The organism is Streptomyces sp. RGM 3693 (assembly GCF_050471125.1).
In the GTDB taxonomy this organism is placed as follows: Bacteria; Actinomycetota; Actinomycetes; order Streptomycetales; family Streptomycetaceae; genus Streptomyces.
This window is the reverse complement of sequence record NZ_JBMPPQ010000001.1, coordinates 717,748-743,237: the sequence shown is the minus strand read 5'-3', so window position 1 is coordinate 743,237 and position 25,490 is coordinate 717,748. Positions and strand designations below refer to the sequence as shown.

14 protein-coding genes are annotated in these 25,490 nt (G+C 73.0%); 12 read left to right on the top strand and 2 right to left on the bottom strand.

The features are described 5' to 3' along the window. Positions 1 to 44 precede the first annotated feature (44 nt). From ACO0M4_RS03105 to ACO0M4_RS03090, 4 genes are all read left to right on the top strand, one after another. On the top strand, positions 45 to 1,901 hold the full coding sequence (locus ACO0M4_RS03105) for an ABC transporter ATP-binding protein (protein WP_430368025.1): 1,857 nt from the start codon (positions 45 to 47) through the stop codon (positions 1,899 to 1,901). Further along, the gene (locus ACO0M4_RS03100; RefSeq protein WP_430368023.1) at positions 1,898 to 3,826 is read left to right on the top strand and encodes an ABC transporter ATP-binding protein; all 1,929 of its coding nucleotides are present in this window, start codon (positions 1,898 to 1,900) and stop codon (positions 3,824 to 3,826) included. The genes ACO0M4_RS03105 and ACO0M4_RS03100 overlap by 4 nt, the downstream gene beginning before the upstream one ends. Next, the gene (locus ACO0M4_RS03095) at positions 3,823 to 5,595 is read left to right on the top strand and encodes an ABC transporter transmembrane domain-containing protein (protein ID WP_430368021.1); all 1,773 of its coding nucleotides are present in this window, start codon (positions 3,823 to 3,825) and stop codon (positions 5,593 to 5,595) included. Before ACO0M4_RS03100 ends, ACO0M4_RS03095 begins: the two co-directional genes overlap by 4 nt. Positions 5,596 to 5,720: 125 nt before the next feature. Then, on the top strand, positions 5,721 to 7,706 hold the full coding sequence (locus ACO0M4_RS03090; protein WP_430371218.1) for an ABC transporter ATP-binding protein: 1,986 nt from the start codon (positions 5,721 to 5,723) through the stop codon (positions 7,704 to 7,706). Here the strand turns inward: ACO0M4_RS03090 and ACO0M4_RS03085 are convergent. Continuing rightward, on the bottom strand, positions 7,673 to 7,978 hold the full coding sequence (locus ACO0M4_RS03085; RefSeq protein ID WP_430368019.1) for a hypothetical protein: 306 nt from the start codon (positions 7,976 to 7,978) through the stop codon (positions 7,673 to 7,675). The two genes, ACO0M4_RS03090 and ACO0M4_RS03085, sit on opposite strands and share 34 nt — an antisense overlap. A 98-nt stretch (positions 7,979 to 8,076) precedes the next feature. Between ACO0M4_RS03085 and ACO0M4_RS03080 the strand changes: the two genes are divergently transcribed. The 6 genes from ACO0M4_RS03080 to glgB all read left to right on the top strand — a co-directional run bounded on the left by ACO0M4_RS03080 (position 8,077) and on the right by glgB (position 21,265). Next, complete coding sequence (locus tag ACO0M4_RS03080) at positions 8,077 to 10,383, top strand: M4 family metallopeptidase (RefSeq protein WP_430368017.1); 2,307 nt, start codon at positions 8,077 to 8,079, stop codon at positions 10,381 to 10,383. 296 nt (positions 10,384 to 10,679) lie between these two features. Further along, complete coding sequence (locus ACO0M4_RS03075) at positions 10,680 to 12,314, top strand: M4 family metallopeptidase (protein WP_430368015.1); 1,635 nt, start codon at positions 10,680 to 10,682, stop codon at positions 12,312 to 12,314. 753 nt (positions 12,315 to 13,067) lie between these two features. Further along, the gene (locus ACO0M4_RS03070) at positions 13,068 to 15,071 is read left to right on the top strand and encodes a maltotransferase domain-containing protein (protein ID WP_430368013.1); all 2,004 of its coding nucleotides are present in this window, start codon (positions 13,068 to 13,070) and stop codon (positions 15,069 to 15,071) included. Further along, on the top strand, positions 15,068 to 16,795 hold the full coding sequence (gene treS / locus ACO0M4_RS03065; protein ID WP_430368011.1) for a maltose alpha-D-glucosyltransferase: 1,728 nt from the start codon (positions 15,068 to 15,070) through the stop codon (positions 16,793 to 16,795). Before ACO0M4_RS03070 ends, treS begins: the two co-directional genes overlap by 4 nt. Positions 16,796 to 17,180: 385 nt before the next feature. Next, positions 17,181 to 18,638 carry a maltokinase N-terminal cap-like domain-containing protein gene (locus ACO0M4_RS03060; protein WP_430368009.1) on the top strand — a complete coding sequence of 486 codons (1,458 nt, stop codon included), beginning with the start codon at positions 17,181 to 17,183 and terminating at the stop codon, positions 18,636 to 18,638. A gap of 434 nt (positions 18,639 to 19,072) precedes the next feature. Continuing rightward, positions 19,073 to 21,265, top strand: coding sequence for a 1,4-alpha-glucan branching enzyme (gene glgB / locus ACO0M4_RS03055; RefSeq protein WP_430368007.1), 2,193 nt, complete (start codon positions 19,073 to 19,075; stop codon positions 21,263 to 21,265). Between the two features lie 220 nt (positions 21,266 to 21,485). On the opposite strand, the gene ACO0M4_RS03050 is transcribed toward glgB, so the two are convergent. Further along, entirely contained in the window at positions 21,486 to 22,892 is a 1,407-nt protein-coding gene (locus ACO0M4_RS03050) for a cation:dicarboxylate symporter family transporter (protein ID WP_430368005.1), read from the bottom strand. Between the two features lie 158 nt (positions 22,893 to 23,050). Between ACO0M4_RS03050 and ACO0M4_RS03045 the strand changes: the two genes are divergently transcribed. Together ACO0M4_RS03045 and ACO0M4_RS03040 are read left to right on the top strand one after the other, a co-directional pair. Continuing rightward, positions 23,051 to 24,706: a sensor histidine kinase gene (locus ACO0M4_RS03045; RefSeq protein ID WP_430368003.1), complete on the top strand. Its 1,656-nt coding sequence runs from the start codon at positions 23,051 to 23,053 to the stop codon at positions 24,704 to 24,706. Then, positions 24,703 to 25,386, top strand: a complete 684-nt coding sequence (locus ACO0M4_RS03040) for a response regulator (RefSeq protein ID WP_430368001.1) — start codon at positions 24,703 to 24,705, stop codon at positions 25,384 to 25,386. The genes ACO0M4_RS03045 and ACO0M4_RS03040 overlap by 4 nt, the downstream gene beginning before the upstream one ends. Positions 25,387 to 25,490 lie beyond the last annotated feature (104 nt).

Below are 25,490 nucleotides of genomic sequence, written 5' to 3'. Positions count from 1 at the left end.
AACCGCATGAGCATTGTCAGTGGCGCGCCTTACGCTCGCAGGTGATGGCCACGACCATGCGTTCGACGTCCCCCGACGAGCGGACCGGAGCGGTACGGCGCTCCGCAGTCCGCTCGCTGCTCCGCCTGTGGCCGTTCGTGCGGCCGGTGCGGGCGCGGCTGTTCACCGCGGCGGCCGTGGCGGTGGTGGCGTCCTGCCTCTCGGTGGTCATTCCGCTGGTGCTCAAGTGGCTGGTGGACGGGCCGGTGTCCCACCAGGACACCGGCGGGGTGTGGCTGGGCGGCGGGTACTTGCTGCTGCTCGGGATCGCCGAGGCGCTCCTCTTCGGGCTGCGGCGGTGGCTGGTGGCGCGTCCCACCGCCGCGGTGGAGGCGGCGATGCGCGACGCGCTCTACCGCCATGTGCAGCGGCTGCCGGTGACCTTCCACGACCGCTGGGCCTCGGGGCAGTTGCTCTCCCGGGCCACCACCGACCTCCAGCTGCTGCGCCTGTTCCTGGTCTTCCCCCTGACGTTCCTGCTGGTCAACGGCGCGACGATCGCGGTGGGCGGGGTGCTCCTGATGGCCCAGCAGTGGTCGCTGGGGCTGCTGTTGATCGCACCGGTGCTGCCGCTGATGGCGGTGTGCTCGGCCTTCCAGGCCAAGTACGGGCAGGCCGCGCGCCGGGCCCAGGACCAGGTCGGCGATCTGACCACGGTCGTCGAGGAGTCGGTGCTCGGCATCCGGATCATCAAGGGGTTCGGGCGGCACCGCAGCCAGGCCCGTGCGTTCCGCGAGCTGGCCCGCACGGTCCGCGCCACCGAGCTCCGCAAGGCCCGTCTGCTGGCCGCCATCTGGGGCGTCAACACCCTCCTCCCGGAGTTGGCGCTGGGCGCCGCGCTGGTGCTCGGCACCGTCCAGGTGGCCGATGGACAGCTCTCCGCGGGCACCCTCGTCGCGTTCCTGTCGACGGCGCTGGCGCTGCGCTGGCCGGTCGACTCGATCGGCTTCCTGCTGGCGATGAGCAGCGCCGCGGCGACGGCGGCCGACCGGTACTTCGAGGTGCTGGACGAGCCGCCGGTGACGGAGGACGGCACCGGCCCGCGAGCGACGGCCGCCGACGGTGCCCGGGCCGGCGGCGGGCTGGTCTTCGAGGGCGTGGAGTTCCGGTATCCCGACGCGGCCCCCGGCTCCCCGCCGACCCTCCGGGGCGTCGATCTCCACATCCGGCCCGGGGAGACGATGGCGCTGGTCGGCGCGACCGGCAGCGGCAAGACCACCCTGACGGCGCTGGTGCCGCGGCTGTACGACCCGACCGCGGGCCGGATCACCCTGGACGGCCGGGACCTGGCCACGCTCACCCGCGAGGAGGCGCGGACGCAGGTCGCGGTGGCCTTCGAGGAGCCGACCCTGTTCTCCACGACGGTGGCGGAGAACGTCCTGATGGGCGCGGCGGACGGGCCGGAGCCGGACCGGGCGGCGGATCTGCGGCGGGCGCTGCGGGTGGCACAGGCCGAGGAGTTCGTGAACGCCCTCCCGCAGGGCACCGTCACCGGGGTCGGCGAGCAGGGGATGAGCCTGTCGGGCGGGCAGCGGCAGCGGCTGGCACTGGCCCGCGCGGTGGTCGGCCGCCCCCGCTTCCTGGTCCTCGACGACCCGCTCTCCGCGCTCGACGTGCACACCGAGGCCCGGGTGGAGGCGGCCCTGCGGGACGTGCTGGCGACCACCACCGCGCTGGTGGTCGCCCACCGCCCGTCCACGGTGCTGCTCGCCGACCGGGTGGCGCTGCTGTCCGGCGGCCGGATCGCCGCCGTCGGCACCCACCACCAACTCCTGCGGGAGAACGCCGAGTACGCGGCGCTGATGTCGGGCGGCCCGGAGCGCGACGGCACCGGGCGACCGGAGGGGGAGGGCACACCATGACGACGACGGAGACCGGCCGGCCGGTCGACGGCCCTGGCGGCGACGGCGGCGACGGCCCCGGCGCCGGCCTCCGCGCCGGGCAGCCCGCCGCGGACGCATGGCAGGCCCCGCCGGACGACGCCCCGGACGGCGCCCCGGACGCCTTCGCGGCGGATCTGCTGCCCACCCCGAAGGGCGCCTCCCGCGCCCTCCTGGGCTCGCTGCTCGCCCCGCACCGCGGCCGGGTGGCGGCCGCCACCGCCGCCCTGCTGCTCCAGCAGGCCGCCGCGCAGGCCAGCCCGCTGCTGGTCGCCTACGCCCTCGACCGGGTGGTGCCGGCCCTGCGGGCGGGCGACCGCGGACCGCTGCTCCTCCTGGCGGTGGCGGCCGTGCTGTGCGCGGTGGTCGCCGGCGGTCTCCAGTGGGTCTTCGTCAGGCTCTCCACCCGGGCCGGCCAGGACGTGCTGCTGGACCTGCGCGGCCGGATCTTCCGGCACGCCCAGGCGCTCGGCCTGGACTTCCACGAGCGGTACACCTCCGGCCGGTTGATCTCCCGCGCCACCACGGACGTGGAGGCGCTGCGCGAACTCCTCGACGAGGGCCTCCAGGAGCTGGTCTCGGTCGTCCTCTCGACGCTCTACATCACGGCGACCCTGCTCTGGCTGGACCCGGGCCTGGGCGCCGCGGCACTGCTCTCCGCGGTGCCGCTGACGCTCCTCGTCCGGTCCTTCCGGCGCCGCTCGCAGCGGGCGTACCGCGCCAAGTCCACCGCCATCGCGTCGGTCATCGTGCGGTTCGCCGAGACCCTGGGCGGCATCCGCCCGGTGCAGGCGTTCCGCCGCGAGCCGGCCAACGACGCGGCCTTCGCCGGGCTCAACTCCCGGCACCGGCAGGCCAACGGCGACGCGATCCTGGAGATGGCGCGCTATGTCGTCGGCTCCCGCACGGTGGCCAACGTCGCGATGGCCGCCATCGTCCTGTGGGGCGCCTACCGCGTCGCCGCCGACTCGCTCGCGCTGGGCGTGCTGGCCGCCGCGGCCCTCTACCTGCGCCGGCTGTACGACCCCATCGACCGGCTGGGCGTGTTCCTGAATTCCTACGAGTCCGCGGCCGCCTCACTGGAGAAGATCGCCGGGCTGCTGGCCCAGCGGCCGTCGGTGGCCGAGCCCGCCGCACCGCGGGCGCTGCCGCCCGCCGCCCCCGGCCGGCCCGGCCGCGAAGTGGCGTTCTGCGGCGTCCGCTTCGGGTACCGCACGGGCGGCGAGGTGCTGCCGCGCTTCGACCTCACGCTGACGGCCGGCACCACGGTCGCGGTGGTCGGCGCCACCGGGGCCGGCAAGTCCACCCTCGCCCGGTTGCTGGCCCGGTTCCACGACCCCACGGAGGGCCGGGTGGTGCTGGACGGGGTCGAGCTGCGCGAGCTGTCCGGCGCCGAGCTGCGCCGCGCGGTGGTGATGGTCACCCAGGAGGCGTTCCTGTTCTCCGGCTCGGTCGCCGACAACATCGCGCTGGGCCGCCCGGACGCCGACCGCGTGGAGATCGAGCGGGCCGCGCGGGCGATCGGCGCCCATGACTTCATCACCGCCCTCCCGGACGGCTACGACACCGACGTCCGCAAGCGCGGCGGCCGGCTCTCCGCGGGCCAGCGGCAACTGGTCGGCTTCGCCCGGGCGTTGTTGGCCGATCCGGCGGTGCTCATCCTGGACGAGGCGACCAGTTCGCTGGACATACCCGGCGAGCGGGCGGTGCAGCGGGCCATGGGCGCGGTGCTGCGCGGCCGTACGGCGCTGGTGATCGCGCACCGGCTGTCCACGGTGGAGTCCGCCGACCGGGTGCTGGTGATGGCCGACGGCCGGATCGTGGAGGACGGTGCGCCGGCCGCGCTGATCGCCGGCCAGGGCCGGTACGCGGCGCTGCACCGGGCCTGGCGGGAGAGTGTGGCATGACCACCGGCGGCGTTGCGGAGCACCGCGGTCCGGTGGGCTATCTGTGGTGGCTGGTGGCCAGCCAGCGGCGGCGGGCGGCGGCCGGCTCGGTGCTGGGCAGCCTGTCGATGGTGGGGCAGATGCTGCCGCCGTACGTACTGTCCCGGGCGATCGACGACGGGCTGTCCCCGGGGCACTGGGGCGCGCTGGTGATCTGGGCGACGGCGCTGTTCGGCGTCGGTATGGCCAACGCCGTCCTGGGGACGTGGCGACACCGGACGATGACCAAGATCCGGATGGATGCCAGCATCCGGACGGTGCGGGCCCTGGTGGCGCACACCCTGCGGCTGGGTGCCGCGCTCCCCCGCCAGGTGAGCGCCGGCGAGGTCGTCACGATCGGGATCGGCGACGTCGCGGTGATCAGCCAGACGCTGACGATGGTCGGGCCGGGCGTCGGCTCGGTGCTGGCCTACGTGGTGGTCGCGGTGTTGCTGCTGGACATCTCCCCGCTGCTGGCGGCGGTGTTGCTGCTGGGGGTGCCGGTACTGGCGGTGCTGGTCGGGCCGCTGCTGGGGCGACTGGAGGGCGTCGAGGCGCGGTACCGCGAGCGGGAGGGCGGGCTGGCGGCCCGGCTGACGGACCTTGCCGGCGGGCTGCGGGTGCTCAACGGGCTCGGCGGCAAGGAGGTGTTCGCCCAGCGGTACGGGCAGGAGGCGCGGGCGTTGCGCGGCGAGGGCTATCGGGTCGGCGCGGTGACCAGTTGGGTGCAGGCGCTGGGGGTCGGGCTGCCGACGCTGTTCGTGGCCGCGGTGACCTGGCTCGCGGCCCGGATGGCGGCCCAGGGCACCCTCACCGTCGGCCAGTTGGTGGCGGTGTACGGCTATGCGGCGGCGCTGGTGGCACCGGTGTCGTTCTTCATCGAGGCCGGCTACGACTTCACCCGGGGCCGGGTGGCGGCGCGCCGGGTGGTGCGGTTCCTGAGTCTGAGGCCGGACGGCCGGGGCAAGGAGCCGGATGGCCGGGGCGGGGAGCCGGACGGCCAGGCAAGGGAGCCGGACGGCCCGGCGTTCGGGGAGCCGCCCCCGGTGCCGGCGGTGCTCCGCGATCCGGCGTCCGGCGTCGAGGTGGTGCCGGGGTCGTTGACCGCGCTGGCCGGGGAGCGCCCGGAGGAGTCGGCGGCGGTGCTGGACCGGCTCGGCGGCTTCGCGGAGTCGGCGGCGACCTGGGGGGCGGTGCGCCTCGACGCGGTCGACCCGGTGCGGCTGCGGGCCCGGGTGCTGGTGGCGGACAACGAGGCGGACCTGTTCGCCGGCACCCTGCGCGAGGTGGTCTGCGGGCGGCGGGACCGGAGTCGGGAGGCGATCGAGGGGGCCTTGTACACCGCGGCGGCCGAGGACATCGTCCGCGGGCTGCCGGCGGGGTTGGACAGCCCGGTGGCGGCGCAGGGCCGGGAGCTCTCCGGCGGCCAGCGGCAGCGGCTGCGGCTGGTCCGGGCGTTGCTGGCCGATCCGGAGGTGCTGCTGGCGGCCGAGCCGACCTCGGCGGTGGACGCGCACACCGAGGCGGCGGTGGCGGCGCGGCTGCACGCGGCCCGCGCCGGCCGGCGGACGACGGTGTTGACCACCACCTCACCGCTGCTGTTGGACCGCGCGGACACGGTGTACTACCTGGCCGGAGGGCGGGTGGCGGCGGTCGGCAGCCATCGGGAACTCCTCGACACGGAGCCGGGGTACCGGCGGCTGGTGACGCGCGGTGCGGATGAGGAAGCGGAGGCGGGGGGATGGCGGTGACCGAGGAGTGTCCGGCGGCGGCCCGGACCGGGCGGTCCGGTGGAGGTCCACTCCCGTCCGATGCGCTGCCGTCCGATGCGCCGCCGTCCGATGCGCTGCCACCCGGTGCGCTGCCGTCCGGTGCGCTGCCGTCCGGTGCGCTGCCGGTGGCCGACCGGGCCGGCACCCGCCGTGCCGCGCTCGCACTGATCCGCCGGGACGGCCGCGCCTTCGCCCTGGTGCTGGTGCTGAACGCGCTGGCCGCCGGCGCCGGTCTGATCGCCCCGTGGCTGCTCGGCCGGATCGTGGACGCGGTGCGCGGTGGCGGCGGGGTGGCCGCGGTGGACCGGCTGGCCCCGGTGATCCTGGTGTGCGCGCTGGCGGAGCTGCTGTTGGCGCGGTCCGCCCGGTACGCCGGGCACCGGTTCGGTGAGCGGACCGTGGAGCGGGTGCGCGGGCGCTTCGTGGCGCGGGTGTTGGCGCTGCCCCCGGCGGCCGTGGAGCGGGCCGGGGCGGGCGATCTGACGACGCGGGGGACGACCGATACCGCCACGGTCGGGCGGACGCTGCGGGACGTGGTGCCGGAGGTGCTGATCGCCTCGGTGCAGGTGGTGTTCTCGCTGGGCGCGGCGCTGGTGCTGGACGTCCGGCTCGGGCTGTGCGGGCTGGGGCTGTTGGGCCTGCTGGTGGCGACGCGTTGGTATCTGCGCCGGGCGCGGGACGCCTATCTGGCGGAGGGGGCGGCCAATTCGGCGTTGGCCGAGCAGTTGGCGGCCACCGCGGGGGGTGCCCGGACGGTCGAGGCGTTGGGGCTCCAGGAGGTCCGGCATGCCGCGGCGGAGACGGCGGTAGCGCGTTTTCGCCGCAGTCGGCTCCGCACCCTGGCGCTGCGCACGGTGTTCTTCCCGGCGGTGGACGTCTCGTACGTCCTGCCGGTGGTGGCGGTGCTGCTGGTGGGCGGGGTGCTCCAGGCGCAGGGCGCGGTCGGTCTGGGGGCGGTGGTCTCCGCCGCGATGTACCTGTGGCAGGTGTCGGGGCCGTTGGACGCGATCCTGTTGCGGGTGGAGCAACTCCAGAGCAGCGGGGCTGCGTTCGCCCGTGTGGAAGGGCTGGCGGCGGCGCCCACGGGGCCGCGGGAGCCGGGCCGTTCCCCCGCGCCCGACGGCGGCCGCATCGAGGTCACCGACGTGCACTTCGCCTACGCGACAGCGGACGCGGACGGCAGTACGGACGGCAGCACAGGCAGCAGTACGGACGGCAGTACAGGCAGCAGCACGGACGGCAGTACAGGCGACAGCACGGACGGCAGCACGAAAGCCGGCACGGACGCCGGCACGGCCGACCACACGGAAGCCGGCACGGCCGACCACACCGACGACGCCAGCACGGCCGACGCCAGCCCGAACGACGACAACGCGAACGACGACGCCGGCGCGGCCGACGCCGGAGCCGGCGCGGCCGATGTCCTGCGCGGGGTGACGCTCACCGTCCGCCCCGGCGAGCGGCTGGCCCTGGTCGGCCCGTCGGGGGCCGGGAAGTCCACGCTGGGACGGCTGTTGGCGGGGGTCGACGCCCCGCGCCGGGGTGCGGTCACGGTCGGCGGGGTGCCGGTGGCCGGGATGGATCCCGCGGTGCTGCGCCGGCAGGTCGTGCTGGTCACCCAGGAGCACCACGTGTTCCTGGGCACCGTCCGGGACAACCTGCGGATCGCCGCACCGGACGCACCGGACGCCGCGCTGCGGGCCGCACTGGGTGCGGTGGGGGCCGACTGGGTGCGGGAGCTCCCGGACGGTCTGGACACCGCGCTGGGCGCCGGCGGGTACCGCCCGGACGGCTCGCAGGCCCAGCAACTGGCGCTGGCCCGCGTGGTGCTGGCCGATCCCCACACGGTCGTCCTCGACGAGGCGACGGCGCTGCTGGACCCGCGGACCGCCCGCCGCGCGGAGCGTGCGCTGGCCGCCGTTCTCGAAGGCCGTACGGTCATCGCCATCGCGCACCGGCTGCACACCGCGCACGACGCGGACCGGGTGGCGGTGCTGGAGGCCGGCCGCCTGACCGAACTGGGCACGCACGAGGAGTTGGTGGCGGCCGACGGTGTCTACGCGGCGCTCTGGCGTTCCTGGCGCTCCTGAGCGGGCGGCCTTCGCGGGTCCGTCGGGCCGGCCGGGATTCCCGGCCGGCCGTCCGGTTTCCGGACGTGGATTTCGCCCAACGGACATTTTCCGGCCATTTCGTTGATGGGCACCTGACAACCACTGCTCAGTGGTGGCACTCTTCCCGGCAACCGCCACCCGGACCCCCACAGCACCACCCCGGGCGGCCGCGACCCCAGCGCCACCAGCGCCACCAGCGCCACCAGCGCCACCAGCGCCACCAGCGCCACCAGCGCCACAACCCCCCACACGCTCCATGGTTCTGCCTCGCTCTGCCCGGACGGCCGCTCCGCCGCCCGGTCCCCCTTGGCCGCCCCCCTCATGTCGCGGCCCCGCAGAAGGAGTCAGTGTGAGAAGCACCCCCCATAGACCCACCCCGCAGCGACGCGCCGTGGCGACCGGCGCGCTGGTCGCGGTCACCGCCCTCCTGGCCGTCGGCGTCCAGGCCGGTACCGGCGCGGCCGCCAGCCCGCACGGCACCCCCGCCGCCCGCCCGGGCCCGCACGCCGCGCCCGCCGCCGGTGCGCTGCCCGCCAAGCTCACCCCGTCCCAGCGGGCCGAGCTGATCCGCACGGCGAACGCCACCACCGCCGCGACCGCCCGGCACCTGCAACTCGGCGCCAAGGAGAAGCTGGTCGTCAAGGACGTCGAGAAGGACGTCGACGGCACCACGCACACCCGGTACGAGCGCACCTACGAGGGACTGCCGGTGCTCGGCGGCGACCTCGTCGTGCACGCCACGAAGGCCGGTGCGCTCAAGAGCACCACCAAGGCCCTGAAGAAGGCCCTCACGGTGGCCTCCACCACCGCCAAGGTCGCCCCGGCCGCCGCCGAGACCAAGGCGGTCTCCGCCGCCAAGTCCCTCGGCTCCACGAAGACCGCGGCCGACCAGGCCCCGCGCAAGGTGGTCTGGGCCGCCGACGGCACCCCGCGGCTGGCCTGGGAGACGCTGGTCGGCGGACTCCAGGACGACGGCACGCCCAACCAGCTGCACGTCATCACCGACGCCACCACCGGCGCGAAGATCTTCCAGTACCAGGGCATCGAGAACGGCATCGGCAACAGCGAGTACAGCGGCAAGGTCACCATCGGGACCTCCGGTTCGGCGCCGAACTTCACGATGACCGACGGCACCCGCGGCGGCCACAAGACCTACGACCTCAACCACGGTTCGTCCGGCACCGGTTCGCTGTTCACCGACGCCGACGACACCTGGGGCGACGGCACCGTCGCCAACGCCCAGACCGCCGCCGTGGACGCCGCCTACGGCGCCCAGGAGACCTGGGACTACTACAAGAACGTGCACGGCCGCACGGGCATCCGCGGGGACGGGGTCGGCGCCTACTCCCGCGTGCACTACGGCAACAGCTACGTCAACGCCTTCTGGGACGACGGCTGCTTCTGCATGACGTACGGCGACGGCAACAACAACGCCAACCCGCTGACCGCGCTGGACGTGGCCGGCCACGAGATGTCGCACGGCGTCACCGCCGCCACCGCCAACCTCACCTACAGCGGCGAGTCCGGCGGCCTCAACGAGGCCACCTCGGACATCTTCGGCACCGCCGTGGAGTTCTACGCCAACAACCCGGCCGACCCCGGTGACTACCTCATCGGCGAGAAGATCAACATCAACGGCGACGGCACCCCGCTGCGCTACATGGACAAGCCGTCCAAGGACGGCGCCTCGGCCGACTACTGGTCAAGCACCGTCGGCAACAAGGACGTGCACTACTCCTCCGGCGTCGCCAACCACTACTTCTACCTGCTGTCCGAGGGCAGTGGCGCCAAGGACATCAACGGCGTCCACTACGACAGCCCGACCTCCGACAACCTGCCGGTGCCGGGCATAGGCCGGGCCAACGCCGAGAAGGTGTGGTTCAAGGCGCTCAGCCAGTACATGAGCGCCAACACCAACTACGCGGGCGCCCGCACCGCCACCCTCCAGGCCGCCGCCGACCTCTTCGGCCAGGGCAGCGCCACGTACAACACGGTCGCCAACACCTGGGCGGCGGTGAACGTCGGCGCCCGCGTCCCGGACGGCGGGGTCACCGTCACCAACCCGGGCAACCAGACCAGCACCGTCGGCCAGGCGGCCAGCCTCCAGATCAAGGCCAGCAGCGGCACCACCGGTGCACTGACGTACGCGGCGACCGGGCTGCCCGCCGGGCTGTCCCTCGACGCCGCCACCGGCCTGATCTCCGGTACGCCGACCACCGCCGGCACCGCCACGGTCACCGTGACGGTCACCGACGCGGCGAAGAAGACCGGGACCACGTCCTTCACCTGGACCGTCAACCCGGTCGGCGGCGGCAACGTCTTCGAGAACAACACCCAGGTGGCCATCCCGGACGCCGGTGCGGCGGTCACCTCGCCGATCCCCGTCAGCCGCAGCGGCAACGCCCCCAGCGGCCTCAAGGTGACGGTGGACATCACCCACAGCTGGCGCGGTGACCTGGTCATCGACCTGCTGGCCCCGGACGGCACCGCGTACCGGCTGAAGAACTCCAGCCTCTCGGACTCGGCGGCCGACGTGAAGGCCACGTACACCGTCAACGCCTCGACGAAGGCCGCGAGCGGCACCTGGAAGCTGCGCGTCCAGGACGTCTACGCGGGCGACTCCGGCACCCTCAACGGCTGGAAGCTGACGTTCTGACAGCAACCGGCCATATGCCCGTCACCCTGATGTGACAAGGCGGGCCGCCCGCCGGACAAATCCCGCCGATCGCGACAACTGATCCACAGCACCTACGAGTTGGGCGTCGTTCCCGGATCCCCGGGGGCGGCGCCCCGCTCCGTTATCCGGACATCGATCACCTCTCTACGGACGACTTTCGGCCAACCTCCGATCATCCCGCTGACATGCACGCGTTCGAATGGCAGTCTTCCCGACACATGTCACACCCGCATCGCTTTGCACCCCCACCACTTGGCAAAGTTGAAGGAGCACGCGTGACCCCCCACATATCCCGTAAGACCCGTGTGACCGGTTCGGTCGCCGCCGCCGCGGCCCTGCTCGTCGCCGGCATCACCGCCGCCGGTACCGCCGGCGCCACTCCCGCCCCCACCGCCGCCCGCGGCGGCGCGCCGCTCGCGCTCAGCACCTCGCACCACGCGGAGCTGGTGCAGGACGCGCAGGCCGCCACGGCGCAGACCGCCAAGACCCTGGGCCTGGGCGCGCAGGAGAAGTTGGTCGTCAAGGACGTCATCAAGGACGCCGACGGCACCACGCACACCCGTTACGACCGCACCTTCGCCGGTCTCCCGGTGTTCGGCGGCGACCTGGTCGTACACACCGCCAAGGGCGGCGCAGTCAAGGGCGTCACCAAGGCCACCAAGGCGCCGGTCGCGGTCGCCTCCACCACCGCGAAGATCGCCCCGAAGGCCGCCGCGCTGGCCGCCGAGTCGACGGCGACCAAGAGCATCGGCGCCAAGAAGGTCGACGCGCCCGCGCCCCACAAGGTGATCTGGGCCGCCAAGGGCACCCCGGTGCTGGCGTACGAGACCGTGGTCGGCGGCGTCCAGAAGGACGGCACGCCCAACCAGCTGCACGTCATCACCGACGCCAACACCGGCAAGAAGCTCTACCAGTACCAGGGCATCGAGACCGGCGTCGGCAACAGCGAGTACGCCGGCAAGGTCGACATCACGACCAAGAAGGGCGGCAGCGGTTACGAGCTGACCGACGACTCCCGCGGCGGCCACTCCACGTTCGACCTGGGCGGCAGCGAGAGCGGCAACGGCAAGCTCTTCACCAACTCCACCGACACGTGGGGCGACGGCAAGCCGAGCAACCCGCAGACCGCCGCCGTGGACGCCGCCTACGGCGCCCAGGAGACCTGGGACTACTACAAGAACGTGCACGGCCGCAGCGGCATCAAGGGCGACGGCAAGGGTGCCACGTCCCGCGTCCACTACGGCCAGAACTACGTCAACGCGTTCTGGGACGACAGCTGCTTCTGCATGACGTACGGCGACGGCCAGGGCAACACCAAGCCGCTGACCGCGCTGGACGTGGCCGGCCACGAGATGTCGCACGGCGTCACCGCCGCCACCGCCGGCCTGGAGTACAGCGGTGAGTCCGGCGGCCTCAACGAGGCGACCTCGGACATCTTCGGCGCCTCCGTCGCGTTCTACGCCAAGAACCCCACCGAGCCGGGCAGCTACTTCATCGGCAAGAAGATCGACATCAACGGCGACGGCAAGCCGCTGCGCTACATGGACAAGCCCTCCAAGGACGGTCAGTCCCTGGACAACTGGAGCGCGGACGCCGGCAACGTGGACGTCCACTACTCCTCCGGCATCGCCAACCACTTCTTCTACCTGCTGTCCGAGGGCAGCGGCCCGAAGGACGCGAACGGCGACCACTACGACAGCCCGACCGCGGACGGCTCCAAGGTCACCGGCATCGGCCGGGACAAGGCCGAGAAGATCTGGTTCAAGGCGCTGACCACGTACATGACCTCGACCACCGACTACAAGGCGGCCCGCGAGGCGACCGTCAAGGCGGCCACCGACCTCTACAGCGCGGGCAGCGCCGAGGTCAAGGGCGTCGAGTCGGCCTGGGCCGGCGTCAACGTCAAGTAACACCTGGTAACGACGCACCGCGTCAACCAGCAGCGCACCGCGGCCAGTTGGCCGCACCGCACCGGCGTGGCCGGGGGAGCGATCCCCCGGCCACGCCGGCTTTTTTCAGCCAGGTAGCCGCCGCCGATTCCCTCCGGGCGACAGCGACCGCCGGCACCCCCGGCCCGTCGACCTCGCCCCGCACGGTCACGTGTTCGCGAATCGACCACGTGCACCCCTCCCCCGGGCAGCCATCCGGCACGCCCACCCCCTGCCCGGCGGCGGACCGCCGCCGGTCCGGACTGCCGGGTCCGCCGATATGGCCAATTCCACCCCCTCAGGCGGTCTTGTACGGACTCCCCCGTGGCGAGAGGCTGCGAGGGTGGCGCCGACGGGCCCCGGCGCGGCAACGGACTTCCGCACACCGCAACTCCGCTGTGATCAGACCGAGTTGAGGAGGCGAACGTCGACCGTGTCAGCACCGAGCCGCAGCCGCCCATCAGGGCGGCGGCCCTCGCCCACCGGATCGCACGGCGTGAGCGGCTACGTATCGGTAGTTCACATTCCCGCGGCTTTCCGCCGTGCCGCACACGGGAAGGCTCACCGGGTACGCCGCTCCGCGCCCCCGGCCGGCGGGGCCCGATCCGGCCCGCCGTGCCATCCGCCAGCAGAGTGAAAGCGGACAGGGGCGCCCCTGCCCGCACCCCGCCCCCCTGCCGTGGAGCGGATAGAAAGGACAAAATCCCTCAAAGCACCACAAACCCAGGTGAGCCCATGATCGGTCGCATCCCTGTACTGGACATCCGCCCGCAGATCGATTGCGGCCGCCGCCCGGCCAAGGCCGTGGTGGACGAAACCTTCGAGGTCTCCGCCACGGTCTTCCGAGAAGGCCACGACGCGGTCGCCGCGAACGTGGTGCTGCGCAACCCGGCGGGCCGCTGCGGCCCGTGGACCCCGATGCGGGAACGGACAGCGGGCACCGACCGGTGGACCTGCGAGGTCACCCCCGACGTCGAGGGGCGCTGGACGTTCACCGTGGAGGCGTGGTCGGACCCGGTCGCCACCTGGCGCCAGCACGCCGCGGTCAAGATTCCGGCCGGCATCGACACCGAGCTGGTCCTCACCGAGGGCGCCGCACTGCACGAACGGGCCGCCTCCGAGGTCCCCAAGAGCGACGGCCGGGAGGCGGTGCTGACCGCCGTCGACGCGCTGCGCGACGCCACCCTGCCGGCCGCCACCCGGCTCGCCACCGCGCTCGCCCCGCAGGTCACCGAGGCCCTGGACCGCCACCCGCTGCGCGAACTGCTCTCCGTCTCCCGCCCGATGCCGCTGGTCGTCGAGCGCCGAAGAGCCCTGTACGGCTCCTGGTACGAGCTCTTCCCGCGCTCCGAGGGCGCCGTGACCGGCCCGGACGGCACGGCCGTCAGCGGCACCCTGCGCACCGCCGCCGAGCGGCTGCCCGCGGTCGCCGCGATGGGCTTCGACGTGGTCTACCTCCCGCCCGTCCACCCGATCGGCACCACCCACCGCAAGGGCCCCAACAACGCGCTGTCCGCGGGGCCGCACGACGTCGGCTCCCCCTGGGCCATCGGGTCGCCGGCCGGCGGCCACGACGCGCTCCACCCGGACCTGGGCACCTTCGAGGACTTCGACCACTTCGTGCGGACCGCCCGCGACCTGCGGATGGAGGTGGCGCTGGACTTCGCCCTCCAGTGCTCCCCGGACCACCCCTGGGTCACCCTGCACCCGCAGTGGTTCCACCACCGCGCCGACGGCTCCGTCGCCTACGCGGAGAACCCGCCGAAGAAGTACCAGGACATCTATCCGCTCGCCTTCGACGCCGACTTCCGCGGGCTGGTCCGGGAGACCGAACGGCTGCTGCGCTTCTGGATGGCCAAGGGCATCCGGATCTTCCGGGTGGACAACCCGCACACCAAGCCGGTGGCGTTCTGGGAGAAGGTCCTCAGCGACATCAACCGCACCGACCCCGACGTGCTCTTCCTGGCCGAGGCGTTCACCCGCCCGGCGATGGTGCACACCCTCGCCCAGATCGGCTTCCAGCAGTCGTACACCTACTTCACCTGGCGCAACACCAAGCAGGAGCTGACCGACTACCTCACCGAACTGACCGGCGAGAGCGCCGGCTACCTGCGGCCCAACTTCTTCGTGAACACCCCCGACATCCTGCACGCGTACCTCCAGGAGGGCGGCCGACCGGCCTTCGAGATCCGCGCCGTCCTGGCCGCCACCCTCTCCCCCACCTGGGGCGTCTACGCGGGCTACGAGCTGTGCGAGGCGACCGCACTGCGGCCCGACAGCGAGGAGTACCTGGACTCCGAGAAGTACCAGCTCAGGCCCCGCGACTGGGACACCGCGGCCCGCACGGGGCGGACCATCGCCCCGCTGATCACCGCCCTCAACCGCATCCGTCGCCGCCATCCCGCCCTGCAACAGCTGCGCAACCTGCACTTCCACCAGGTCGACAACGACGCCGTCCTCGCGTACTCCAAGCGCGCGGAAAACGGCGCGGGAGCCGACACGGTGCTCACGGTGGTCAACCTCGACCCGCACCACACCCACGAGGCGACGGTGTCGTTGGACATGCCGGAACTCGGCCTCGGCCGGCACGAGTCCTTCCCGGTGCGCGACGAGCTCACCGGCGACACCTACCACTGGGGCAGGGACAACTATGTGCGCCTGGAGCCGGGCAGCTCACTCGCGCCGGCTCACGTGCTGTCGCTGCGACCGTCCTCACCGATCGGAGGGTCACCCAATTGATCGTCAATGAGCCTGTTCCCGACACGTTCGAAGACACCCCGGCGAAGGACCGCGATCCCGACTGGTTCAAACGGGCGGTCTTCTACGAGGTGCTGGTCCGCTCCTTCCAGGACAGCAACGGTGACGGAATCGGGGACCTCAAAGGCATCACGGCCAAGCTCGACTACCTGCAGTGGCTGGGGGTGGACTGCCTCTGGTTGCCGCCGTTCTTCAAATCCCCGCTGCGGGACGGCGGCTACGACGTCGCGGACTACACCGCGGTGCTCCCCGAATTCGGGGATCTGGCCGACTTCGTGGAATTCGTGGACGCCGCCCACCAGCGCGGGATGCGGGTCATCATCGACATGGTGATGAACCACACCAGCGACCAGCACCCGTGGTTCCAGGAATCCCGCACCGATCCGGACGGCCCGTACGGCGATTACTACGTCTGGGCGGACGACGACAAGCAGTACGCCGACGCCCGGATCATCTTCGTCGACACCGAGGTCTCCAACTGGACCTTCGACCCGGTCCGCAAGCAGTACTACTGGCACCGCTTCTTCTCCCACCAGCCGGACCTCAACTACGAGAACCCGGCGGTCCAGGAGGAGATGATCTCCGCCCTGCGTTTCTGGCTCGACCTGGGCATCGACGGTTTCCGGCTGGACGCGGTGCCCTACCTCTACGCCGAGGAGGGCACCAACTGCGAGAACCTGCCGGCCTCGCACGCCTTCCTCAAGCGGGTCCGCGCCGAGATCGACGCGCAGTACCCGGACACCGTGCTGCTGGCCGAGGCCAACCAGTGGCCGGAGGACGTGGTCGACTACTTCGGCGATTACGCGGTCGGCGGCGACGAATGCCATATGGCCTTCCACTTCCCGGTCATGCCGCGCATCTTCATGGCGGTCCGCCGGGAATCCCGCTACCCGGTCTCGGAAATCCTCGCCAAGACCCCGCAGATCCCGTTCGGCTGCCAGTGGGGCATCTTCCTCCGCAACCACGACGAGCTGACCCTCGAAATGGTCACGGACGAAGAACGCGACTACATGTACGCGGAATACGCCAAGGACCCGCGGATGCGCGCCAACATCGGCATCCGCCGCCGCCTGGCCCCCCTCCTGGACAACGACCGCAACCAGATCGAGCTGTTCACCGCGCTGCTGCTGTCCCTGCCCGGCTCGCCGATCCTCTACTACGGCGACGAGATCGGGATGGGCGACAACATCTGGCTCGGCGACCGGGACGCGGTGCGCACGCCGATGCAGTGGACCCCGGACCGCAACGCCGGGTTCTCCTCCTGCGACCCCGGCCGGCTGTTCCTGCCGACCATCATGGACCCGGTCTACGGCTACCAGGTCACCAACGTCGAAGCCGCGATGAGCTCGCCCTCGTCGCTGCTGCACTGGACCCGCCGGATGATCGAGATCCGCAAGCAGAACCCGGCCTTCGGACTCGGCAGCTACACCGAGCTGCCGTCGTCCAACCCCGCGGTGCTGGCCTACCTCCGGGAATCCCCGGGCAAGGACGGCGCCGACGACGACCTGGTGCTGTGCGTGAACAACTTCTCCCGCTTCGCGCAACCCACCGAGCTGGACCTCCAGGCGTTCAGCGGCCGCCATCCGGTGGAACTCATCGGCGGCGTCCGCTTCCCCGCGATCGGCAAGCTGCCGTACCTGCTGACCCTGGCGGGCCACGGCTTCTACTGGTTCCGACTCCGCAGGAACCCGCACCAGGCCGGCTAGGGCCCCTCCGGTGGATCAGGGTCGGATAGTCCCTCGGGCCCGGCGGAACCGTGCCGTCACCGGATCCGGGCCCCGGGAAGTCCTCTCGCCCGTACGCGACCGTCTGGCGCGTACGGGCGTTTTTCGACCTTTCGCTCGGGCAACCTCCCTACTACCGCACGGGCCGGGTGGGCCATGGACGGTCCCCGGGCCCGGGTGGGAGCCCCCTGCTCGGCAGAGCTCGGGGAGGGCACCCCCGCGCAGCGAAGCGAACGTCGAAAACGCCGAAAACGCCACGCCGTACGGACGATCTCGCCCGACACGTCCCGCACGGCCGCATCGTAAAGGCCGCATTCCGGGACACTTTGCCCTGTCTGTCGTGTGCCCGGGGAAAGGACGCGACGCCATGTCGGACACCGCCTCGACCCGCGCCACCCGCCACACCCCTGACCGCTCGCTGGTCGCCGCCCCCGATCTGCTGTCCTCACTGGCGCCGCTGCTGGCCGAGTGGGTACCGCGACAGCGCTGGTTCGCCGGCAAGGGGCGGCTGCTCACCGGCTTCACGCTGGTCACCGCGACCGAACTGCTGCCGTGCACCGGTGAGGGCAGCGCGCCGGGCCTGCTCCAGCTGTTGGTCCGCGCCCAGCAGAGCGCCCCGCCCAGCCGCGCCCCGGCCGGCGGCGACTGCTACCAGCTGCTGCTGGGCACCCACCCCGCGCCGCCGCCCCACCTGGCGCCCGCGGTGGTCGGCCGCCCGACCGGCGGCCCGCTGCGCGGCCGCACCGTCTACGACGCCCTGCTGGACAACCGGCTGTGCGGACTGCTGCTGGAACGGCTGCGGGTGCCCGGCCGGATCGGGGCGCTGCGCTTCTGCCGCGAACCGGACGTCGACATCCCCTCCGGGCTGACCGCCCGGCCCATCGCGGTGGAGCAGTCCAACTCCTCGATCGTCTATGGCGATACGTTCATTCTGAAGGTCTTCCGGCGGATCGAGCCCGGCATCAACCCGGATCTGGAGCTGCCACGGGCGCTGGCCGGCGCCCGGTGCGCCAGGGTGCCGGCGCCCGCCGCGTGGTTCGAGTCGGCGACCCCCGAGGACGGCGGTGAGGCGACGACCCTGGGCGTCCTCCAACCCTTCCTCGCCGGTTCCACCGACGGTTGGCAACTGGCCCTCAACGCACTCGCGGTCCGCGCCGACTTCACCCGCTCGGCGCGGGCGCTCGGCCACGCCACCGCCGAGGTGCACACCGCACTCGCCCAGACGCTCCCCACCACCGAACTGCGCCGCCCGCAGCTGGACGCGATCGCCGCCCAGATGAACGAGCGCCTGGAGGCCACCGCCCGTGCGGTGCCGGTGCTCCAGCCCTACCGGGTACGGCTGCGGACCGCGTTCGACGCGCTCGCCGCGATGGGACACGACGGCCGCAGTTGGGCCGCCCAGCGCATCCACGGCGATCTGCACCTGGGGCAGACCCTGCGCTCCGTCGAGGGGGGCCGCTGGGCGCTGATCGACTTCGAGGGCGAACCGGCCCGGCCGCTGACCGAGCGGCGCCGCCCGCAGCCGGCCGTCCGCGATGTCGCCGCGATGCTCCGCTCGTTCGACTACGCCGCCCGCAGCGGCCCGGCCGGCGGCGACCCGTGGGCGCTGGACTGGGCCCGCCGCACCCGTGCCGCGTACTGCCTGGGCTATGCCGAGGCCGGCGGCCTGGACCCGCGCTCCGCCCCGGAACTGATGCGGGCCTACGAGACCGACAAGGCCGTCTACGAGGTGCTGTACGAGGCCCGGCACCGGCCCGACTGGCTGGCGGTGCCGATGGCGGCGATCCGGCGGCTGGCGGCCTGCGGGGACCCGGGGGCCGGCTGAGCCCTCGCCCGTGGGGCGGCCGACGCCGGCCCCGCCCCGTACGCCGCCCGCAGACCGCCGCCCGCTGCCCGCCGTGCGCCGTCCGCCAGCCCGGAACCGACCGACCGATCCCCGCCCCCGAGGAGGCTCCACCCGTGACCCCCCGCCCCTCTCCCCCTGCCACCCCCGACCCAGCTCCCCCTGCCACTCCCAGCTCCTCTTCTCCCGCCACTCCCAGCCCCCCTTCTCCCGCCACTCCCAGCTCCTCTTCTCCCGCCACTCCCAGCTCCTCTTCTCCCGCCACTCCCAGCTCCTCTTCTCCCGCCACTCCCAGCTCCTCTTCTCCCGCCACTCCCACCCGAGTTCCCCGCACCACTCCCCCGCCCGGCCCGGCCCCGGCCGGTGCAGCCCCGAGCGGCGCGGCCGGGGTGCGCCCGGCGGCCGGTGGCTCCGGCGTGCGTCGGGCCGCGCCGCTCTCCGACGAGGACCGCGGGCGGCTGCTCGCCGGGGCGCACCACGACCCGCACGCCCTGCTCGGCGCGCACCCGGTGCCCGGCGGACTGCTGGTCCGGGCCCTGCGGCCGTTCGCCGAGGCCGTCACGGTGGTGGCGCCGGGACTGCGGGCGACGCTCCACTCCGAGGGCGACGGACTGTTCGCGGGGCTGCTGCCGCTCGGGGAGATCCCCGATTACGCGCTGCTGGTCGACTACGGCGACACCACCCTGACCGTGCAGGACCCCTACCGCTTCCTGCCCGCGGTCGGCGAACTGGACCTGCACCTCTTCGGCGAGGGCCGGCACGAGCAGCTCTGGCAGGCGCTCGGAGCGCGGGTCATGACGCACCAGGGGGTGACCGGCACCCGCTTCACCGTGTGGGCGCCCAACGCCCGGGGGGTCCGGGTGGTGGGGAACGTCAACCACTGGGACGGCACCGGCACCCCCATGCGGTCGCTGGGCTCGTCCGGGGTGTGGGAGCTGTTCCTGCCGGGCCTCGGCGAGGGCGAGCTGTACAAGTTCGAGATCACCCGGCCGGACGGGTCGAAGACGGTCCGGGCCGATCCGATGGCCCGACGCACCGAGTGCCCGCCGGCCACCGCCTCGGTGGTGCACGCCTCGCACTACGCGTGGCAGGACGCCGACTGGATGGCCCGGCGCGGCGAGCGCCCCGTGCACGCCCGTCCCTTCTCCGTCTACGAGGTGCACCTCCCCTCCTGGCGCCCCGGCCTGACGTACCATCAACTCGCCGCGCAGCTGCCCCCGTACGTCAAGGACCTGGGCTTCACCCACGTCGAGTTCATGCCGGTGGCCGAGCACCCCTTCGGTGGCTCCTGGGGCTACCAGGTGACCGGCTTCTACGCGCCCACCGCCCGGATGGGCACCCCGGACGACTTCAAGTTCCTCGTCGACGCCCTGCACCGGGCCGGGATCGGGGTGCTGATGGACTGGGTGCCGGCACACTTCCCGCGGGACGACTGGGCGCTGGCGGAGTTCGACGGGCGGCCGCTGTACGAGCCCGGCGACCCGGCGCGGGCCGCCCACCCGGACTGGGGCACGCTGGAGTTCGACTACGGCCGCACCGAGGTGCGGAACTTCCTGGTCGCCAACGCGGTGTACTGGTGCGAGGAGTTCCACATCGACGGGCTGCGGGTGGACGCGGTCGCCTCGATGCTCTACCTCGACTACTCGCGGGAGGACGGCGACTGGACGCCGAACGTCCACGGCGGCCGGGAGAACCTCGACGCGGTCGCCTTCCTCCAGGAGATGAACGCGACGGTCTACCGCCGCTGCCCCGGTGTCGTCACCGTCGCCGAGGAGTCCACGGCCTGGGACGGCGTCACCCGCGCCACGCACCACGTGGGACCGGGCGGCTTCGGCGGGCTGGGCTTCGGGCTGAAGTGGAACATGGGGTGGATGCACGACTCCCTCGGCTACGTCGAGAAGGAGCCGGTGCACCGCAAGTACCACCACGGCGAGATGACGTTCTCCATGGTCTACGCCTACTCGGAGAACTACGTGCTGCCGATCTCGCACGACGAGGTGGTGCACGGCAAGCGGGCGCTGGTGTCGAAGATGCCCGGCGACTGGTGGCAGCAGCGCGCCAACCACCGGGCATACCTGGGCTTCATGTGGGCCCACCCGGGCAAGCAACTGCTCTTCATGGGGCAGGAGTTCGCCCAGGGCGCGGAGTGGGCGGAGCGGCACGGCCCGGACTGGTGGCTGCTGGACCCGTCCTACGAGGCGGAGGCGGACCACCGGGGCGTGCGCGACCTGGTCCGGGAACTGAACCGCCGCTACGTGGCCACCCCCGCGCTGTGGGAGCGCGACACCGACCCGGCCGGCTTCTGCTGGATCGACGGCGACGCCAGCGAGGACAACGTCTTCTCCTTCCTCCGCTACGCCACCGACGGCAGCCCGCTGATCGCGGTCACCAACTTCTCCCCCGTCGTCCGGCACGCCTACCGGCTGGGCGTCCCCGGCGACGTCCCCGTCTGGCGCGAGGTCCTCAACACCGACGACGCGCGCTTCGGCGGCAGCGGGATCGCCAACCCCGATCCACTGAAGACCGAGCCGGTCGCCTGGAACGGCCGCCGCACCTCGGTGGCGACGGTGTTGCCCCCGCTGGCCACGGTCTGGCTGGCGCCCGCCTGAGGCCGGCCCGCGGGGCGGGCCAACAGGCCGAGACCGCCGGGCGACGGAGCTCGGGCCGGCCTCGGCCGCCGAGGACCGTCCGGCGCGTGGCCCCGGCGGCGCGCGGAAGGGGCGGGCGCCCACGGCACCCGCCCCTTCTCCCCTCCTGCGCGCCCGGGACACCGCCCGGCGTCGGGGCCGGTCCGGTCCTGATCCACCGGACCGGCCCTCGGGTATGGCGTCAGACCGCGGCGGACGCCTTGCCGCCGTCGGCCGGCGCGGTGACCCCGGCGTCGGTGTCGGACGGTGTGCCGTGGTCGTCGACGGTCAGCGTCTGCTCGTCGAACGGCAGCCGGCCCGCCAGCACCTCGGTGACCCGGGCCTTGTCGATCTCCTTGGTCCAGGTGCCGATCAGGACCGTGGCCACCGCGTTGCCGGCGAAGTTGGTCATCGCCCGGGCCTCGCTCATGAAGCGGTCGATGCCGACGATCAGGCCGACGCCGTCGACGAGTTCGGGCCGGTGCGACTGGAGGCCGCCGGCCAGCGTCGCCAGGCCGGCGCCGGTGACCCCGGCCGCGCCCTTCGAAGCGATGATCATGAAGACCAGGAGCGAGATCTGCTGGCCGAGGGCGAGCGGCTTGTCCATCGCCTCGGCGACGAACAGCGAGGCCATGGTCAGGTAGATGGCCGTGCCGTCGAGGTTGAAGCTGTAGCCGGTCGGGACGGTGATGCCGACGACCGGGCGACTGACGCCCAGGTGCTCCATCTTCGCGATCAGCCGGGGCAGCGCCGACTCCGAGGACGAGGTCGACAGGATCAGCAGGAACTCGCGGCCGAGGTACTTCAGCAGCGCCAGCACGTTCACCCCGGCGACCAGCCGGAGCAGCGCCCCGAGCACCACGAGGACGAAAAGCAGACAGGTCAGGTAGAAGCCGACCATGATGACGGCCAGCGACTTCAGGGCGCTCAGCCCGGTGGCGCCGACGACCGCGGCCATCGCGCCGAAGGCCCCCACCGGCGCCGCCCACATGATCATCGAAAGCACCCGGAAGACCAGCTTCTGGACGTGGCCGATACCGCGCAGCACCGGCTCGCCGGCCTTGCCCAGCGCCTGCAGCCCGAAGCCCACCAGCAGCGCCACCAGCAGGGTCTGGAGCACCTCGCCCTGGGTGAAGGCGGAGACCAGGGTGGTCGGGATGATCCCGAGGAGGAAGTCGGTGGTGGACTCGTGGCCACCGGCGGTCTGGGCCTGGCCGGCGTGCCGGAGCGCGTCGGTCAGGTGCAGGCCGGCGCCGGGGTCCAGGAGGTTGCCGACCAGGAGGCCGATGGCCAGCGCCACGGTGGACATCAGCATGAAGTAGCCGAGGGCCAGCCCGCCGACCGCGCCGACCTTGGCGGCCTTACGGACCGAGCCGACGCCCAGCACGATGGTGCAGAAGATCACCGGCGAGATCATCATCTTGATGAGGTTGACGAACCCGGTACCGAGCGGTTTGAGCTCGACGGCGACGCCGGGCGCGGCGAATCCCACGGCGATGCCGAGCAGGACGGCGCCGATCACGGCGAGGTAGAGGAAGTGGGTCCGGTCCCGCTTGGCCGGCGGAGAGTCCTCGGCGGTGCCCCGGGACGACGGGGTCTGTGCAGCCACGGCTGCCCTACCTTTCTGACAGGAGGGGGACACGGTTCTGCGCCGGTGCAGCGGCTCGTGGCGCACAACAAGTCCCGGCGACTATGCACGGCGCTGTGGCGCCCGTCACCCTTACGTGCATTTCGTTCACGTAAAAGTGACCGTGCAGACTGTTCTGCATGCGCCTCCCCCGTTCGCGCCCGTCACGGCGGCTGCGCGGCCCCCGCAGCCTCGCCGGACAGCTCTTCGCCATGCAGGTCGTCCTGGTGGCGGTGGTGGTGCTGGGCTGCGCGGTTTTCGCCTACGTGAACGCCGGACGCCAAGCGGAGGAGACCGCCCGGCGGCAGGCGACCGCGGCGGCCACCGCCGTAGCCGACTCCCCGGCCGTGGTGGCGGCGGCCCGGACGAAGGACCCGACCGCCGCGCTCCAGCCGTACAGCGAGCGGCTGCGGCGGGACGCCGGCGTCGACTTCGTCGTGGTGATGGCGCCGGACGGGACGCGCTGGACGCACCCGGAGCCGTCCGCGATCGGCGGGAAGTACCTCGGCCACATCGGCCCCGCGCTCCGCGGCCAGATCTTCCCGGAGACCCACCTGGGGGTGCTCGGCCCGTCCGTGCGGGTCGTCGCCCCGGTCCGCGACCCCGAGCGGGGCGGCCGGATCACCGCGCTGGTCAGCTCCGGGATCACCATCGCCACCATCAGCCAGCAGCTGCGGGACCAGGTCCTGGCGCTGGTGGGGGTGGCCGCGGCGGCGCTGGCGCTGGGCGGCCTGGGGACGTACGTGGTCAACGCCCGGCTGCGCCGGCACACCCACGGGATGAACGCCGCCGAGCTCGCCCGGATGTACGACTACCACGAGGCCGCGCTGCACGCCGTCCGCGAGGGGCTGCTGATGCTCGACGGGACGGGCCGGGTCGCGCTGATCAACGACGGCGGGCGGGAGCTGCTGGGCCTGACCGGGGACGCGGTGGGCCGGCCGGTCAACGCGCTGGGGCTGCCGGAGCCGCTCACCGAGGCGCTGCTGGCGGCCGGCCCGCGGGTCGACGAGCTGCACCTGACCGGTGAGCGGGTGCTGGTCGTCAACTCCTCGCCGGTCTCCGGCGGCCAGCACCGCGGCAGCGTCGTCACCCTCCGCGACCACACCGAACTCCAGGCGCTCTCCGGCGAGTTGGACTCCGTACGGGGCTTCGCCGAGGCGCTGCGCTCGCAGGCGCACGAGGCGGCCAACCGGCTGCACACCGTGGTCTCGCTGATCGAACTGGGCCGGGCCGAGGAGGCCGTCACGTTCGCCACCGCCGAGCTGGAGCTGGCGCAGGTGCTGACCGACCAGGTGGTGGCCGCGGTCGCCGAACCGGTGCTGGCCGCGCTGCTGCTGGGCAAGGCCGCACAGGCCAACGAGCACGGTGTGGAGCTGGTCCTGACCGAGGACAGCCGGATCGACGACGGGGTGATCCCGCCGGACCTGCCCGCCCGCGACCTGGTCACGGTGCTGGGCAACCTCATCGACAACGCCCTGGACGCCGCCGCCCCGCCGCAGGAGCACGACGCACCGCCCCGGGTCCAGGTCACCGCGCGGGCGGACGGCGGCGAACTGCTGCTGTGCGTCACGGACAACGGGCCGGGGGTCGACGCCGACACCACCGAGGAGGTCTTCCGGCGCGGCTGGACCACCAAGAAGCGCACCGGCGGCGGCGCCCGGGGGCTGGGCCTGGCGCTCGTCCGGCAGGCGGTGCACCGCCACGGCGGCACGGTCGGGCTCGACCGGGAGCCGGGGGGCGGCGCGCGGTTCACCGTACGGCTGCCGCTGCGGACGACGGAAGGGGCCGTCCGATGAGCGCCGCCGAGGCCATCCGGGTGCTGGTCGTCGAGGACGATCCGGTCGCCGCGGCCGCGCACGCGCTGTACGTGGGGCGGGTGCCGGGCTTCGCGGTGTCCGGCACCGTGCACTCGGGCGCCGGGGCCCGCCGCCACCTCGACCAGCACCCGGTCGATCTGCTGCTGCTGGACCTGTTCCTGCCGGACGGCCACGGGCTCCAGTTGGTGCGGACGCTGCGCGCGGCCGGGCACACCGCGGACATCATCGCGGTGACCTCCGCCCGCGATCTGGCGATGGTCCGCGAGGGCGTCTCGCTGGGCGTCGTGCAGTACGTGCTGAAGCCGTTCACCTTCGCCACGCTGCGGGACCGGCTGCTGCGCTACGCCGAGTTCCGCGCGACCACCGGGGAGGCCAGTGGGCAGGACGAGGTGGACCGAGCGCTGGCGGCACTGCGCGCGCCCCAGCCGGCCGCGCTGCCCAAGGGGCTGACCCCGGCCACGCTGCGGGCGGTGACCGATGTGCTGCGGGCCGCCGTCGACGGCCTGACCGCGACCGAGGCCGCCACGGACGTGGGCATCTCCCGGATCACCGCCCGCCGCTATCTGGAGCACCTGGTGACCGGCGGCCGGGCCGCCCGGGCCCCGCAGTACGGACAGGTCGGCCGCCCGGAGTTGCGCTACCGCTGGTCGGGGCATTGACCCGGTGTGATCGGTGACTTACGTTCAGCAGGCAGTAGGCCGTGGCTAGTTGACCGTGACCGGCCGGTCCGTGACGGGCCGACCGCGGTTCGTGGGAGGTCGTG